This is a genomic window from Chryseobacterium indologenes (genome assembly GCF_001295265.1).
Lineage (GTDB): Bacteria > Bacteroidota > Bacteroidia > Flavobacteriales > Weeksellaceae > Chryseobacterium > Chryseobacterium indologenes_A.
Map to the genome: position 1 here is coordinate 1 of NZ_LJOD01000024.1, position 17087 is coordinate 17087.

The 17087-nt window shown below is 38.9% G+C and carries 15 protein-coding genes; 6 read left to right on the forward strand and 9 right to left on the reverse strand.

All coding sequences use genetic code 11. The features are described 5' to 3' along the window. The first annotated feature begins 686 nt into the window (after positions 1–686). Both dnaK and AOB46_RS21620 read left to right on the forward strand, forming a co-directional pair. A complete protein-coding gene (gene dnaK / locus AOB46_RS21615) occupies positions 687–2588 on the forward strand; it encodes a molecular chaperone DnaK (protein WP_062703334.1) in 1902 nt (633 codons plus the stop codon). A gap of 164 nt (positions 2589–2752) precedes the next feature. Further along, positions 2753–3718, forward strand: a complete 966-nt coding sequence (locus tag AOB46_RS21620; RefSeq protein ID WP_241489261.1) for a hypothetical protein — start codon at positions 2753–2755, stop codon at positions 3716–3718. A 112-nt stretch (positions 3719–3830) separates the two neighbouring features. Here AOB46_RS21620 and AOB46_RS21625 read toward each other — a convergent pair whose 3' ends face one another. The 8 genes from AOB46_RS21625 to AOB46_RS21660 form a co-directional block, all read right to left on the reverse strand. Further along, positions 3831–5447, reverse strand: a complete 1617-nt coding sequence (locus AOB46_RS21625; protein ID WP_082377347.1) for a RagB/SusD family nutrient uptake outer membrane protein — start codon at positions 5445–5447, stop codon at positions 3831–3833. A 4-nt stretch (positions 5448–5451) separates the two neighbouring features. Then, positions 5452–8442 (reverse strand): SusC/RagA family TonB-linked outer membrane protein, encoded by a 2991-nt coding sequence (locus AOB46_RS21630; protein ID WP_062703337.1) that lies wholly within the window; start codon positions 8440–8442, stop codon positions 5452–5454. An 83-nt stretch (positions 8443–8525) separates the two neighbouring features. Continuing rightward, on the reverse strand, positions 8526–9350 hold the full coding sequence (locus AOB46_RS21635) for a FecR family protein (RefSeq protein ID WP_062703339.1): 825 nt from the start codon (positions 9348–9350) through the stop codon (positions 8526–8528). A gap of 103 nt (positions 9351–9453) precedes the next feature. After that, entirely contained in the window at positions 9454–10719 is a 1266-nt protein-coding gene (locus tag AOB46_RS21640) for a histidine-type phosphatase (RefSeq protein WP_062703341.1), read from the reverse strand. Between the two features lie 83 nt (positions 10720–10802). Next, complete coding sequence (locus AOB46_RS21645; RefSeq protein ID WP_062703342.1) at positions 10803–11318, reverse strand: RNA polymerase sigma factor; 516 nt, start codon at positions 11316–11318, stop codon at positions 10803–10805. A 282-nt stretch (positions 11319–11600) separates the two neighbouring features. Beyond that, the gene (locus AOB46_RS21655) at positions 11601–11996 is read right to left on the reverse strand and encodes a hypothetical protein (RefSeq protein WP_062703344.1); all 396 of its coding nucleotides are present in this window, start codon (positions 11994–11996) and stop codon (positions 11601–11603) included. A gap of 50 nt (positions 11997–12046) precedes the next feature. Further along, positions 12047–12178 (reverse strand): hypothetical protein, encoded by a 132-nt coding sequence (locus AOB46_RS24010; RefSeq protein WP_262486735.1) that lies wholly within the window; start codon positions 12176–12178, stop codon positions 12047–12049. A gap of 81 nt (positions 12179–12259) precedes the next feature. Continuing rightward, positions 12260–12616, reverse strand: a complete 357-nt coding sequence (locus AOB46_RS21660) for a hypothetical protein (protein ID WP_062703345.1) — start codon at positions 12614–12616, stop codon at positions 12260–12262. Between the two features lie 416 nt (positions 12617–13032). Here AOB46_RS21660 and AOB46_RS21665 point away from each other — a divergent pair, with 416 nt between their 5' ends. The 4 genes from AOB46_RS21665 to AOB46_RS23875 all read left to right on the forward strand — a co-directional run bounded on the left by AOB46_RS21665 (position 13033) and on the right by AOB46_RS23875 (position 16118). After that, positions 13033–14046 (forward strand): nucleoid-associated protein, encoded by a 1014-nt coding sequence (locus tag AOB46_RS21665; protein ID WP_062703346.1) that lies wholly within the window; start codon positions 13033–13035, stop codon positions 14044–14046. Between the two features lie 215 nt (positions 14047–14261). Next, the gene (locus tag AOB46_RS21670; RefSeq protein ID WP_062703348.1) at positions 14262–15218 is read left to right on the forward strand and encodes a hypothetical protein; all 957 of its coding nucleotides are present in this window, start codon (positions 14262–14264) and stop codon (positions 15216–15218) included. 126 nt (positions 15219–15344) lie between these two features. Continuing rightward, entirely contained in the window at positions 15345–15857 is a 513-nt protein-coding gene (locus tag AOB46_RS21675; protein WP_241489262.1) for a cyclase family protein, read from the forward strand. Between the two features lie 54 nt (positions 15858–15911). Next, entirely contained in the window at positions 15912–16118 is a 207-nt protein-coding gene (locus AOB46_RS23875; RefSeq protein WP_241489263.1) for a hypothetical protein, read from the forward strand. A 219-nt stretch (positions 16119–16337) separates the two neighbouring features. On the opposite strand, the gene AOB46_RS21680 is transcribed toward AOB46_RS23875, so the two are convergent. Next, on the reverse strand, positions 16338–17087 hold the full coding sequence (locus tag AOB46_RS21680) for a succinate dehydrogenase/fumarate reductase iron-sulfur subunit (protein ID WP_062703351.1): 750 nt from the start codon (positions 17085–17087) through the stop codon (positions 16338–16340).

Consider the following 17087-nt stretch of genomic DNA (forward strand, 5'->3'; position numbering starts at 1 on the left):
TAAGACTTCCTGAGCTGATGCACTCAGGACTGTGCATATCACTAATGCACTCATGTAGAGTTTTCTCATTTGGTTTTTATTTTTTTTATTACATGTTTGCAAAATTAACATTTATTAGCATGTATTAAGTCACCATTGAAGAGAATTATTATGAATTTTATCACTTCATGGTGTTTTTTATACAATGATAAGTATCTGTTTTGCAAATGTATTTCTATGAAACGACAGAACTTGTCGTATTTTTTCGAGAAAATTATCTTTTAATTAATAATAGAATATAGATCAGGAAATTTTATTGAAATTGACTGGATCTGTATAAATGTATTTATTAAAGAGGAATCATTTTCTTTTCATTGCATTTTTCTTCATACTTACAATTGTTTATCGTAAAGAAAAAATGATATTCAATTAAAGATGTTTCGGACATGTAAATAATACAAAAGACAGTTCCGGAATCCATCTGTAAAACCTACCAAACGGATGTGTTTCCTTATTAAATAGGGTTGGAAAGACAGATGTTGTAAAAAATAAAATGAAAATATTTCCAATATTTATTCAAATAAACCTCGATTGTATCGGGGTTTTATTTTTATTGTGTCATTTTGTCATATTTTTTTAAATGGTATGGATATTGAGAAATTGAGAGTGTAAATTAAAATATAAAAATTAGAAAAATTAAAAATATTATGAGTAAAATAATTGGAATTGACTTAGGAACAACCAACTCTTGTGTTGCTGTAATGGAAGGGAAAGACCCTGTTGTTATTCCTAACGCTGAAGGTAAAAGAACAACACCTTCTATCGTAGCATTTACAGAAGACGGAGAAAGAAAAGTGGGAGATCCTGCCAAAAGACAGGCTGTAACGAATCCAAAGAAAACTGTATACTCTATCAAAAGATTTATCGGAACTCATTTTAAAGAAGATGCTAAGGAAATCTCAAGAGTACCTTACGAAGTGGTAGCAGGACCGAATGATACCGTAAAAGTAAAAATTGACGACAGAGAATATACTCCACAGGAAATTTCTGCGATGATTCTTCAGAAAATGAAGAAAACAGCTGAAGATTATCTTGGACAGGAAGTAACAAGAGCAGTAATTACTGTTCCTGCATACTTCAACGATGCCCAGAGACAGGCTACTAAAGAAGCTGGTGAAATTGCCGGTCTTAAAGTAGAAAGAATCATCAACGAACCTACCGCTGCAGCGTTAGCTTATGGCCTTGATAAAAACCATAAAGATCAGAAAATCGCAGTATATGACCTTGGTGGTGGTACTTTCGATATCTCTATCCTTGATTTAGGAGACGGTGTATTCGAAGTATTGTCTACCAATGGTGATACCCACCTTGGAGGTGATGACTTCGATGATGTGATCATCAACTGGATGGCTGATGAATTCAAAGCTGAAGAAGGAGTAGACTTAAAAGCTGATGCTATCGCTCTTCAAAGATTAAAAGAAGCTGCTGAAAAAGCAAAAATCGAGTTATCTTCTTCTCCTCAGACTGAAATTAACCTTCCATACATCACGGCTACAGCTACAGGTCCTAAACACTTAGTGAAGACTTTAACGAAAGCTAAATTTGAGCAATTATCCGCAGATCTGGTAAGAAGATCTATGGAGCCGGTTGCTAAAGCATTAAAAGATGCCGGATTATCCACTTCAGATATCGACGAAGTAATCCTGGTAGGTGGTTCTACAAGAATCCCGATTATCCAGGAAGAAGTTGAAAAGTTCTTCGGTAAAAAACCTTCTAAAGGAGTTAACCCGGATGAGGTTGTAGCTATTGGTGCAGCTATTCAGGGAGGGGTATTAACAGGAGATGTAAAAGACGTATTGCTTCTTGATGTTACCCCGCTTTCTTTAGGTATCGAGACAATGGGATCTGTATTCACTAAATTAATTGAAGCGAACACTACCATCCCAACCAAAAAATCTGAAGTATTCTCTACAGCTTCTGACAACCAGCCTGCTGTAAGCATCAGAGTAGGACAGGGAGAAAGACCAATGTTCAACGACAATAAAGAAATCGGTAGATTCGATCTTACAGATATCCCACCAGCACCAAGAGGAGTTCCTCAGATTGAAGTAACTTTTGATATTGATGCTAACGGTATCCTAAGCGTATCAGCTAAAGATAAAGGAACAGGTAAAGAGCAGACAATTAAGATTCAGGCTTCTTCAGGTCTTTCTGATGAGGAAATCGAAAGAATGAAGAAAGAAGCTCAGGAAAATTCTGCAGCTGATGCCAAGAAGAAAGAAGAAGTTGAAATCTTCAACAAAGCGGACGGATTGATCTTCCAGACTGAAAAGCAATTGAAAGAATTCGGTGAGAAACTTTCTGCAGACAAAAAAGCAGCTATTGAAGCAGCTCACGCAGAATTGAAGACCGCTTTTGAAGCTAAAAATGCTGATGACGTAAAAGCTAAAACTGAAGCGTTAGATGCAGCATGGATGGCAGCTTCTGAAGAATTATATGCAGCTGGTCAACAGCCAGGTGCTGATGCAGGTGCAGGAGCTCAAAACCCTGGAGGTAACAATGCAGGAGGTGAGGATGTACAGGATGCTGACTTCGAAGAAGTGAAATAATAGACATACTGTAAATTATTTACAGATCATCATAAAACCGTTGTAGACATTGTTTACAACGGTTTTTATTTTTTATAAAGCCTTTTTCTGATAGGAGGAGGCAATCTTTATCTGGGGTTACCTGCTGCTTTCAGCTTTTTTCCGATCTTTATCAAAATATGGATATGATGAAAATGAATTTTAGCAGAATGCTTGCCGGTTTGATGATATTTTGCTGTACTTTGATCTACACTCAGGAAAAAACGGAAAATATAGATGGAGTTTACAAAGCCAAAGGTGCCGCTTTTGTCATCAACAAAAACAAAACTTTTCTGATCATGGCTTACGGAACACTGATAAAAGGAACCTGGAATATAGAAAAAGACCTTCTTTATTTAAAGCCCCAAAATCCGGACGCCAAATTCTATGTCTATGCACGGAAAAACCCTTCCATTAAAGCCGGAATGCACATCAGCTTCATGGGAGATGGTATCGGAAATGGAATTGTAGTGGGGGAATTTCCCAATAAAATGCAGCCGCTTTTTAATGAGAATGCCAATTGCTTTGATTATCCCAATGTTCATCTGTTTAAAGAAAAACCGGCAACCCTTGCTCTGCTGGAAGAACAGAATGATGAAAATGAAAGGGGAGCGGATATCCCCAAACTGATGTACAATTTTCCAACCGGTGATTACAATGATTTTATTGTTCAGCATATGCAGGACAGCCTGTACCATAATGATTTTGTTTTTAAAATAGCCAAAAATGGGTTATCCGATCCTGAGGATGACTCAGGAAAGATTCTTAAAAAATCTACAGTGAAAGAAGCATTTCCTAACGAAGAGGGACTGAAATTTATAGAGGGTGCTTTTAACCGGGCTTTTGCTGCGGATTATAAATTAGTTAACAATGCCTATAATACCCACGATGATATGGACCGGGAAATTAATCCGGAAAACTATAAATACGATAAAGTAAAGAATGTATATGTAAATCCGGCAGTACCGGCAAGACAACTGGATTATAACAGTAAAGATTACCATTATGATGATGTTTTGATGAAATTTGACAGAATCACAGGAACCTCACAGCCTCAGACATCAGTAAAAAAATTACCCAATCCTGTATTTACCGCCAATTGTGACAGGTGAAAATAATGAACAGGGATGAAGCTCAATAAAATAATATTTAGCCCCATTACAGAATTTCTACAAAAAAGACACCCGGATAACCAGGTGTCTTTTGTATGAATGTTAATGGGTATTAATAGCCGTCATTCTGCTTCAGATTAGGGTTGGCGGTAATATCGGCGGACGGAAGAGGGAATATATTATACTTTTCGGCGATTCCTTTGCCTGCCTGGGTATTTCCTTTCCAGCTCCAGGTATAATCAGCTCCGGTAAATTTATTGAAACGGATCAGGTCTGTTCTTCTCACAAGCTCCCAGGAAAGCTCTCTTGATCTTTCATCCAGAATAAAATTCAGGTTCAGGTCAGAAGAATTAATAGCTCCGTTTCCGTTGTTGTAGGCTCTGTTTCTTACTATGTTCACATAATTAAGGGCAGTAGAAATGTTTCCTGTTCTTAAATAGGCTTCTGCGGCTGTCAGGTAAGCCTCAGAAAGGCGGAACATCGGGAAATCGGTGTCTACATAGGCGGCATCTGAACCGGCAGTTCCGGTTTTGGAAACGTTTCTCCATTTGGTAAAAGCATATCCGTCCTGGAAGGTTCCCGGAAGGGCTGCAATATCTTTTTTGTGCCCGATGTTGAAAAACAACGCTCTGCTGTCATTTTTGGTAAAAGCATTAGGATCCGAAGTATTGAAATTCTGATCCACAGGCTGGAATTTATTGACGAATTCAGGACGCAGGCGGATATTTCCCCATCCTCCGGCAATACCCATATTCAGATAAGTAAGCATGGTTCCTCCGGTTTGTGCCAATACAAAGAATGTAGTTCCTCCATATGTTTTAGAGTGAATACCATCCATATTCAGAGACCAGATGATCTCAGGAGACGTATTATTATCTGCCAGGAAGTTGTAAAGATATTTCGGCGAAAGGCTGTAGTGGCTGCTGATTACTTTTTCCGAATATTCTGCGGCTTTTGTCCATTGCGGGGAACCCGTATAGACCTGGGCATTCAGGTAAAGTCTTGATAAAAGGAAATCGGCAGCAGTTTTGTCCACTCTTCCATATTCATTGGCTGTGGGAAGGGCGGTTTCAATTTCTTTAAGCTCATTTTCCACATAAGCATAAAGCTCCGTTCTTGAAATCTGCTTAGGCAGAAATTGTGGGTCCAGCTTATCAGCATCAGTTACAAAAGGTACATTTCCGTATGTATCCAGAAGAACCCAGTAAGAATAAGCTCTCAGGAAGCGGGCTTCAGCACGGAAATAGTTTACCTGCTGCTTAAAATCAGGATCATTGTGGCCTCTTTCCGCAAGTTTGCTGTCGGTAGTCTGTCTTAAAAATTCATTGGTATATCCGATGATCTGGTACAATCTTGCGTAATATCCGTTCAGAATGGCCGTATTGGGGTCCCAGGTATTGGTGGCAAGCTGTCTTAGTCCATTGGTTTGTGAACCCATAATCGCTTCATCGGTTGTAAGGATCTGGATATAAAAGGCAAGACGAATGAATGAGCTGTAACCTTCATCAAAATTACCCATATCCGGATCACCGGTAGGCCCTTCCTGCCCGCTCAGGCATAATGCGGCATAACATTTGGCAAGAACCCCTTTGTAGTTTGCCGGGTTGGAATAAATCTGTTCTCCCGTCACCATATTAGGGTCAATAGGAGCGGTATCCAGGTCATTAACACATGATCCCGCTGTAAAAAGAAGTAGTATAAACGGTAGTATATATAAACGTTTCATCATGATATTATTTAAAGTTAACATTGAGCCCGAAAAGGAAAGAGCGCGGCCTTGAATAGATATTATTGTCAATTCCCAGATAGACTTCAGGATCCAGTCCGCTGTATTTGGTAATGACAAATACGTTCTGTATAGAGAAATTTACACCCAGATCAAACTTATCACTGATGTTTTTAAAATTGTGTCCCAAAGTGATGTTATCCATTCTGAAGAACGATGCTTTCTCAAGAAAGAAATCTGAATACAGCTGAAGATTGTTGAATCCTTGTTCTGCGGTATAAGTCAAAATATTGCTGTATGTTCCGTTTGTTGGATTGGTTTTCGATTTATAATCTTTGGATTTCACATTGTTATAAACATAATTCCCAAAATTGGCATGACCATTGAATCCAAGATACCAGTTCTTATAACTTACTTTTGAGGAAATCCCGAGATAAGACTTCGGCATCGGGCTCTTATCTTTTACAAGGCCGCCTTTATATTTACCCTCAATGGGTTTTCCGTTGGAATCATATTCCTGCTGATAAAGATAAAATGTATAAGGAGAATACCCAATCGAATGAATCTGGATGGTTCCCGCGGTAGCCCCGGAAACGTTTCCGATATTTACCCCATAATCAGGGCTGTCTACAAGGGTAAGTTTAGTGATTTCTGATTTATTGAAAGAAAGATTCATGTCCAGGTTCCACTGCCAGTTATCAGTTTTTACAGGAATGGTGTTTAAAGTAAGTTCAACCCCTTTGTTCTCCATAGATCCGATGTTGGTGTAAATCATATTGGTAAGATTGGAACCGGCGGCTACGGAAATCTTGTTCAGAAGGTCATCCGTTGTCCTTTTATATACTTCTACCGTTCCGGATACTCTGTTTTTCAGGATTCCGAAATCTAAGCCGATATTGTAGGTAGAGGTTGTTTCCCACTTCAGATTAGGATCGTAGCCATTAGGTCGGATCGTCTGGTAAAACTGGTTCCCGAACTGGTACATGGCATTGGACTGGCTGAAAGTGTAGGTCTGCATCCATTCATAATCTCCGCCTATATCCTGCTGGCCGGTCTTTCCATAGCTTAATCTCAGTTTTAAATCGGAGAAAATATTTTTGTCTTTCAGGAAACTTTCTTCATTGATTTTCCAGGCAAAAGCGGCAGAAGGGAAGAGGCCCCAGTGATTGGCTTTGGAAAAACGGGAAGAACCGTCATTTCTTAATGTCGCTGTGAAAAGATATCGGTCTTTGAAGCTGTAGTTCAAACGTCCGTAAAAAGAGACCAGGTAATATTCAGATTGGGTAACGATATCCCTGTATATTTTAGATCCTGTAAGATTGGTCTGGCTGTCGTCATAGCTTTTCCAGAATTTCTGCCAGGAATAACCTCCCATCACATTAATCTTATGGCTTCCGATACTTTTGTTGTAATCAGCATAAAGATCCAGCTGAAGGTTTTTCTTTTTCTGTGTATACGCTTCTACAAGTCCCTGTCCATCACTTCCGATAGAAGTCCATGAAAGAGGGGAGTTGTCCGGAACGAATACGTCACCGTCACTTTTCAGCATGTCAAAACCTGCGTTGACGTTTAATTTCAAATCCTCAAATCCGTGAACTTTATAATCCATCTGGATATTACCGATATGGCGAACTACTTTAGATTCGTCTTTTCGCAGATCAAGAACAGAAACAGGGTTGGCTCCTGCCTGTGTGATCGGTTTTCCTGAAGCATCTGTCCAGATAAAATAACCTAAGCCATATGGAGAAGAATTGCTGTACACCGGGCGGGTAGGATCAAAAGATGCCGCACCGCTTGCAGGATTGGAAATAAAATCATTATTCTCAATACTTGGCTTATAATTCAGGTTAACATTCAGGTGTTTATTGAAGAAAGACGGATTCAGGGCAAGGCTCATATTCATTCTTTCGTAGGCATTTTTACGGATAATCCCTTCCTGATTGGTGTAGCCTAAAGATAAACGGTAAGGAATTTCCTTAACGGCACCCGTCATACTGAAATTCTGATCATTGCTCACCGCAGTACGGTAGATCTCATCCTGCCAGTTGGTATTGGAGGTTCCAAGGCTATTAATAATCGTACTGTTACCTGCATATTGATTTTTCATGAAACTTCTGTATTCATCGGCACTCAGGACATCCAGCATTTGGGGATTGTAGCTCACCTTGGTGTTGGATGAATACTGGTATCTGGTCTTTTTGCTTCCTTTTTTGGTGGTAATAATAATCACTCCGTTGGAAGCACGGGAACCGTAGATGGCAGTGGAAGAAGCATCTTTAAGAACAGTATAGCTTTCTATATCATTCGGATTGATCATTCCCAGGATATTGCTGGAACCAGAAGTAGCAGAATTATCTATCGCAATTCCATCAATAACAATCAGCGGATCATTACTGGCTGAAAGCGAAGAACCTCCTCTGATTCTGATGGTAGAGCCGGCACCGGGTGCTCCTCCGGGAGAAATAATATTTACTCCGGCAGCTTTTCCTGTCAGTGCATCCTGCGCGGAAACCGGACTTCCGTTGTTTTCGCTGTCAATTTTTACTGTAGCCAGTGAACCTGTGGCATCCGATTTCTTTACCTTTCCGTATCCGATGATGACTACTTCATCAATTTTTTTCTCCTTTATAGCCAAAGTATCTGATGCAGAAAAGTTATCTGAATTTTGTACAATTGCTTTTCTGGCTGCTGTTTTACGGAGGATAACCGTATTGTTCTTTATTTCATATTCCAGCGGATAATGTTTCTTAAGGTAAGTAAGAGACTGCTCCAGAGATGAGTAATTGATGTTGCTTTCATCAATAAGAACATCCCTAAAATCTGAACTGGAATACAGGAACTGAACTTTTGACGTTTTGCTGAGTTTGTCAAGAACTTTGGAAATGGGTACCCGGTTTACTTTTTGCTGAGCAGCCGGAGAGGTCCTGTTTTGCCCGTAATGAAGAGCAGGTGTCCCGATTGAAACCAGTAAAACAATGGATATTATTGTTTTTTTCATAAATTTGGGAGTTAAACTTTATTAAACTTTCGCGAGTTGTAAGAGTTAATCCGGCATCGATAACGCCAATTATCGGTGCTTTTTTATTGTAATTCTATTTCTTTGTCTGATATTTTTACCGTTTTCAGGCTGAAAGGATAACATATGGCAGATAAAACTTCATCCAGATTTCCGGAGAAAGATCCTCTGATCTTTTTCGTTTCATATTCTTTCGGATAACGGATTTTTATATGATATACCTGTTCCAGTTCCGAGATAATTGTTCCGAAGTTATCATCTTCAAAAGAAAAATCCCGTTTAGAATTGGCGGCATAATAGGTTTGTTTTGTATTTTCGGTTTTCTGATTCCAGCTTTCATTGGGAAGTAAATAAGTGGTTTTTCCATGATGGCTGATCATTACCTTTCCTTCAAACAATTCCACTTTCTGGCTGCCGGTTGTCTGATCCAGGAAAAATTTCGTTCCTAAAACCTGAACTTCAAAGTCTTTTGCATTAATCCGGAAGGGTCTGGCTTTATCCTTGGCAATATCAAAAGTAGCCTTACCGGTAAAGGTGATTTTTCTGTCCTCTTTGCCAAAATCATTGGAAAGAATAAGAGTACTGTGAGGTTCCAGCACAATATGGCTTCCGTCCGGCAGATGAATTGCCCTGGTATAATCAGAGCTGAAATAATACTGTGCTTTAGCCGGCTCCTTAGGTACGGGAGAGGGAGTATACCACAGCATGAAAATTCCGATGAGTACAGCTGCGGCAGTGCCGGCAGTCCAGTACAGTTTCCTGTAATTATTTTTACGGGATTTTAATTTACGTTCAATACCTGCCCTGATACGGACATCCGTAAGGTCGTCGATCTTCTGGTTTTCCCTGTAGGTTTCTTCCCAGTTATTTCTGAAATTCTGGTCTTCCATAATAGTCTTATTTAGTATTACGCGTAAATCTTAAATCGTCAACCTGTAAAATCAATTTTTACAATACTATTTTTTTAAATATTGATATCAGTGTTGTGAAATTTTATAGAGACCGGGTTAGCGTTTCCAGATAGGTTCTCACATCCTGCCACTGGTAATATGGGTATTGGTCAGTCTGAACCGGAATATGAACTTCTTTTTCATTATGCAGGAACTTAACCAGGATATCATTCTTTTTATTTCTGTAAAATATCATTTGTAAATTCGCTGCCATCGGGGCTGCCTGGAAAGTATTCCAGACTTTATATACATTTTTAGGATCTGCCTCTTCTTTGTTCATTCCCTCAATATTCAGAAAAGCGAGCAGCGGGATGATGTTTCCATCGTGGCCAAACCGTAAAGAAGCTCCCCTTTTGTTATTTTTAATATAATCATCAGCTTCAGCCAGGATATTTTTAACCAGAGGAGCAGCATTGTTCTTTACCAGGCCTTTACTCAGAGGAGAAGGGCCGTCATTCACATAGGTCTGGTAATTAACACTTTGGTAAATATTGAAAATTTCGTCTTTAGTAAACAGGTCATAGAACGAAATATCAGTTTCCAGGTTCTGCATATCGCTGGCAATCCAGTAAAACGCTTCCATTACCTTTTCCGGGTTTATATTCTTATAGATATAGTCATCATTATTGAAAAGGTTTTTGATGAATCTTCCGGTCTGGAAATTATCCTGTCTGAATTTTCTTTTTTCCTCCTGCCAGAAATTATCTCCCGCACGGAAATCAATAGATTCTTTCGTATGATGGTTAAGATATTTCATATACTTATCCGAAGATTCCATGGTAAGATTAATTTTTGGATTGTAGGCAGTAATTTCGTTGGAAAAATAAGCCATGCTGAGGATACATCTTGGTACTACTGTGGATTTGGCAGTCACTATGGCATTCCCTTCGAAAGCCTGAGGATTATTTCTGATCATTCTCTGTGAAATCTGCTTATGTTGTAATGCGCCGAGCTCGGTAAGATCTCCGTTGTGTCCTTCAGCCTGTATCCAGATCTTTTCAAGCCTTTGAAGAGCTGATTTTCCAGTTTCCGTTAATGCATTATTGGTCGCTGCTTTTTTCAGGATACCCATTACCCCGGAAAAATCTTTTTCGTTGATGAGCCAGCGGGAACCATGTCTGCCGTAATGACTGATGTAAAACGGCTGGTATCCGGAAGGAACAGGGGTGAGTTTTTGGATAGGAGCTGGATAAGCAAGATATACGCCGCCTGTGTTTCTCAGATCGGAAGTGATCTCTTCCTTGGTCGTCTGTGCGTTATAAAAAACAGTAGCGGAAAGTAAAAAAAGAAATGATAACGTTTTTCTCATGACAATTATTTTTCGGATTCTTCAAGCGGCAAAAAAAAATTAGCTGCTGTATACTATTACGCAGAAAACTAAAATCGTCAACCCTAAAAGAATTTTTTGACGAAAATTAATAAAGAGAAGAAGAAATGAAGTTGGGTTTTGATCAGGTTCAGAACTTTATTTACGTGCTTGGCAACCGCGTTTTTAGAAATGCTGTGCTCTTCGGCAATCTGGGAATAGCTTTGTCCTTCAATTTTGTGTTTCAGGAAGAAAGCTTTGCTTTTATCAGGGACCTGATCCAGTAAACTTTCAATCTGCTGCAGGTGTTTTCCGGATTCTTCCTCGTCATATTCTTCTTTTTCGGTGTCGGGAACAGTGTTTTCGTTGAGGTCTGTAAAAGAGAGTTTATTCTTTCTGTAAAAATTGGCAATTTCCTGCTTGGCGGTTTTGTAAACGATGGCGTCTGTGTTTTGGGCTAAAGAATCCCTGTGTTTCCATAAATGAACAAAAATATCCTGTACAATATCCTCAATGTCATCCTGTCCGTGAACATATTTTTTCACGAAAAAAAAGACCTGATGCTTATAGCCGGTATATAATTTTTCAAATAAAGAATCCAAGTTAAAAAACGGTACTTATTTAACAGGTAACGTTTTCAAATATAACAAAAATGGTCAAATTTGATTAAAATCACTTAAAGTATTTAATGATTGTGCATTATGGAATGAATATTTTATTTTTTTTGAATTTATTTGTGCTGATAATGCTTCCGGGGGCTAAAAAAGGAGCTTCTGCCTGGATTGTTTTTAAAGAAGAGGGAATGTATTTAAAACGTACTCTGGAGCCTCTAAAAAAAAACTCCCCCGGCAAAAAATACCAGAGGAGTCTATTGACAAATTAAATTATTTCTTGAAGAAAAGTTTATCCTGCTTCTGCTGTTCATTGTAAATAATCTGAAAGCTTACCGGCATATACTGGTAAAGGAGTTTCCAGTGGGCTATTTTAGCATGCTTCTTAAAGCTTTCAAATGATCTTACAAATAGGTTTTCAATCACGGTTCTTACATAGGAATTACCATTCCTGTAGATCCAGTCCATCAGTTTGATGTGATGGGCGATAATATTGATTTTCGATTCCTGAAGCAGGTTTTTCAGGTAGTTGATTGTTGCCTGAATCACTCCTGCAAAATTGTCCTGAACAGATAACTGCGTGATCTCGTTTCGGAGTGGAGGATAGAAAAATTTTAAGTATTCAACAGCTATTTTTTGATTAATAGTTTGCATTGGTACTTTCATCATAATTAAGATTTTTCAAACACTTTTTATTGCAGCGAAATGTATACCAAAATTTACAGGCAGGCTGCAAAAATAAAGACCCCGACAATCACAGCGATGTGAGTGAGTAATATCTCGGAATTGTGCCTGTTAGTCGTGGTTTTCCAGGTTTTCCAATCTGAAATTTTTCTGATTTTGTTTTTCATAATCTATTGATTGTGAGTTATTTTAATTTTTGTTTAATTTAAACACTTTGTAATGAAACGGATAAAAACTGTAATGAAACGCTAAACTCCGTGACTGTAAATTTGTCTGATATAGCACTTCTGCAGGTCTGGTGAAATGTGACTAAAGATCACTTTTCTGTATTCTCCTGTACATAAGGCTGTAAAATTGTCCAGAGAATAGATGAAAATATTTTCCACAGCACTTTTTAAAGAAGAATCCCCGTCCGTATAAATTCTGCTCATCCTCCGGAGGCATTCCGGAAGAAGATTTCTGTCATCCTGTCTGATCATGGTTTTGATGCATTCCGTAAAAGTGCGGATCACACTGTGGGAATTCTGAGGCATAAAACCTGCAATTTTATTTTCAAAATCAGGAAGAATCTCTGTGATCTCCTGAGCGGCATCTGAATAGTTCATACTACTAATGATTTTGTTCTATTAATTTAAGGACAGCACCCAGAATAAAAACGGCAAAGAAAGCCAGGAAAAGGAGATGATAAGGTTTCAGCCATCCCGGAGTTCTGGGACCTCTGCTTTTTAATCTTCGGAGTCTGTCGATTCGGTTTAAAGTCTTTAAATCCATAGGTTTATGCTTTAAAAACCATGATACCAATGCTGTACCCTTAGAACGAGTATTGTACAAATTTTTGATAATTAGAATAATACGATATTTTTGATGAGGTGTTTTACCAGACGGATACTATCAAAATGATAAGGCTTTTATCGAAATGAAAACGAATGAAAGTATTACACCGTAAATTTTCCTGTCCGTTCATTAGTCTTTTGCATTTCGCTTCAAACCGTCTATCTTTGCAGTCCAAAATATTCAGGACATGTTTTCAAAAATAATAGTACACAGAGTAGGAAATAAAATCAACGGAGATTCGTTAACGCTTTCCCAGGAAGAGCTGCAGCTGGACGAAGGAATGGCAGAACTGCTGGAAAATTACTTTTTAGGGTCTTTTAAATCAGAAGAAACATTTCACTTTTACAGCGATACCTATTTAGTAAATAACCCGGTTTACAGTGCGGTATCCGAAATCTTTGAAGATAAAGCCAAATTCCTTTGGGAATCAGAAAATATTGCCAAACACCTTTTCGAGGCGGCAGAAAATCCAAGAGTACAGAGCGGAGAGCTGTTCATTGTTTACTTTGAAGAGGAAAGCGACCGTCCGGATAAAGTGGACAAGATTGGAATCTTTAAAACAGAAAAAAGAGAATCTTTCCTGAAAATTAATCCTTTGGAAGAAACTTTCGAGATTGAAAAAGACCAGGGAATCGGTCTGTCTAAAATTGATAAAGCAGCCCTGATCTACAATAACCATAAAGATACCGGATATGTACTTTCTGTGGTAGACAACAACAAAAATGGGGATATGTATTACTGGTTTGAAGACTTTCTGAAAGTAAAGCAGCGTGACGACGAATATTTCCACACCCAGGAAGCCCTGATGGTCTACAAAGACTATATCACGAAGCAGCTTCCACAGGAATTTGAAGTTTCTAAAGCAGACCAGGCAGATTTCCTGAACAAATCCATCAACTTTTTTAAAGAAAAAGAGGAATTCAAACTAGATGATTTCGCTAATGAAGTATTGGGTGATGAGCATGTGATTGAAAGCTTTGTTAACTTCAAAACAGATTACGAACAGGATATGCAGATTAACATTGCAGAAGAATTCCCGATCAGCGAAGCTGCCGTAAAGAAAACACAACGTCATTTCAAAAGTATTATCAAACTGGATAAAAATTTCCATATCTATATTCACGGGGACCGTCAGAAGATTGAAACCGGAGAAGACGATAAAGGTAAATACTACAGGCTTTATTTCGATAAAGAAGTATAAAAACAGGGGGACTCTGCTCAATCTGTGTGATAAAATACAGGTAATCATCTTCTGATGCATAGAACTTATTCAATATAGGCGGACTTTTAGTCCGCCTAAATAATAAAAACCATCCATTGGCTTTAGCCAAAACCTATACAACCAATCTGTAAAAACTGTTATAAATAAGAATTAAAAAATATCATAACTTTATCACACATCACAAAATAACAGTTATGAAATTCATGATCATTTTCTGGGCAGTCTATATCCTTTTTTTCTGTATACCCTTTCCGATATTCATCTATACGGTCACATCAGAACACTCTGTAGAACCCAGAAATACGGAAATTGTGAGCTACGTATACCTCGGTTTTTCTCTAATGATATGGCTTTACGTTATTATTTTCTTCATCAATAATCTTTTGGTGAAAACCTTTAAAGAGAAAAATACCATTACCCGTATCCTGCAGAACGGTATTCCACGAGAGGCTGAAATTGTGGATTATAAACTTCTGAAATATAATGCGAAATCCAACACCAATCTGATACAGATCGTCCTTTCTTTCAGGAATCTGGGTGATGCTCCGATCAGGCACCAAATGATGTTTTATGATACAAAGCCGGAGGAAAAAAGATTTGCTTCGGGAAGTAAGGTTAAAGTACTCCTTAATAAAGATCTTTCATCCGCACCTTATTTTATTCTTGAAGGCCAGAAAACCCGGTTTAATAATTCCGGGATGGCTTTGAGAATCGTATTTATAGTCCTGTTGATCCTATATGTTATCGGACTTTACGGATATTTTTACCTTAGAGAATCAATTGATTTCGGGTGGAGGTTTCTTACATTTATGCACCCGATAATTTTCAGCGGTATTATGTTCATACTGTTTGTTCTGGTTTATCAGCTGATTTTCGGAAAGCTTCTCAGAAATAAAAACGAAAAAATCCTCTTTGCAGGAAGAAGTGCAGAAGCACAGATCATCAGTGTAAGCCAGACCGGGCTTACCGTAAATGACCAGCCACAGATCATGTTTCAGGTCAGCTTTAAAGATTTCAGGGGAAATGATCATATCGCGGTCTATAAAAAGATTGTAAACCTGCTGGATCTTTCTTCAATACCTAAACAAGGAAAGATTGGAATTATGTACGATGAAAATGATCCTAAGAAAATAATGATCCCGGAGCTATAAGCAGCCAAGGATTTTCAATTCAGGTTGACAGAAATCTTTACAGTTAATTATAAAAAACGCCGGTTTTCTCATTGGATCTAAATTTACAAGCCTGTCTTTTTTGTAATTTCGCAATAATATCATCTTATGAAAACAACCATAATAGACCTTTCAAAACCCATTCAGTACAATGCCGGAGACCCCTGGTTCATGAGAGTGAAGATCAGGCATAAATCCCACAAAAAATCCCATTGGCTGATCCGTCTGGCTCTGAATCTTCCGTTCAGGCTTTTTCCTAAAAACTGGATAGGATGGGCAGATGATACCATCAAAAATATGGGACTTCATTCAACAACGCATATTGATGCACCGTGGCATTACGGGCCTGAAGTAGAAGGAAAGCCTGCCAGAACTATTGATCAGATACCGCTGGACTGGTGCTACGGTGACGGAATTGTCATCGATTGCAGCCACAAAGAAGATTTCGTTGCCATTACCGTGGATGATCTTAAAAAAGATCTCGATAAAAACGGAATTACCATTAAGCAGGGCAATATTGTCCTGATCAGAACCGATCGTGATAAGATGATGGGAACCCCGGCGTTTGCAGAAAAAGGAACCGGAATGAGCCGTGAAGCTACAGAATGGCTGATTGACTAGGGAGTTAAGGTGATGGGAATTGATCAGTGGGGATGGGATCTCCCTCTAAAATACATGGCCCAAAAAGCAAAAGAAATGAACGATCCCGAATTTTTCTGGGAAGCCCATCGTGTAGGCATCAAAAAAGAATACCTTCATATGGAGCAGCTTACCAACCTTAGCGCATTACCTCCTTCCGGATTCAAAGTCTGTGTATTTCCGTTAAAAATTGTAGGCGGTTCTGCGGCTTCGGCCAGGGTAGTAGCGATGATCAATCCGTAGAGCAAAAAAAATAAAAAGGGTAAAACTACAGATTTGTAATCCGCATTTTTACCCTTTTCAGAACTTGTTTTATTGTTAAGCAGGATGCTATGTAAGTTTTTAATAATCTTAAGCTAAGAGGGTATAAGTTGTTGCTTATAAAAAGATTTTTTTCTTAATTAACCTTACCCCTTAACAGAGCTTTAATGGTTCAAATAAATACTTATCACTGTTCCAGACTTATTTTTTCCTAAAAAACAGAGCCCTGCTGTATTCATAATTCATTCTGGCAATATTCAGGACTGAAATTCCCTGAGGGCATTCCACTTCACAGGCTTCCGTATTAGAGCAGTGCCCGAAAAGTTCGTTATCCATCTGTGCTACCATATTCATCACGCGGTTGCTTCGTTCCTCTTTACCCTGGGGAAGCAGAACCATATGTGTGATCTTGGCTGAGGTAAAAAGAGCAGCACTTCCGTTTTTACAGGTTGCTACACAGGCGCCGCATCCGATACACGCTGCGGAATCAAAAGCTTCTTCAGCAGTCTGGTGCGTAACCGGAATAGCAGTGGCATCCGGAGCCTGTCCGGTATTTACCGATACAAATCCGCCTGAAGATATAATCCGGTCAAAAGCAGAGCGGTCTACCTTCAGGTCTTTTTTTACAGGAAAAGCTTCAGCCCGGAAGGGTTCAATGAGAATAGTTTCCCCATCTTTGAAAGAGCGTAGGTGAAGCTGGCAGGTGGTAGTGTTTTTTAATGGACCGTGGGCAATTCCGTTGATCATCATACCACACTGTCCGCAGATCCCTTCCCGGCAGTCGTGATCAAATTCTACAGGTTCGCCGCCCTCTGTGATCAGCTTTTCATTTAAAGTATCCAGCATTTCCAGAAAAGACATGTGGGGATTCAATCCTTTCAGGTCGTAGCTGACCAGTTTTCCCTCACTTTGTCTGTCTTTCTGTCTCCATATCTTAAGGTGTAAATCCAT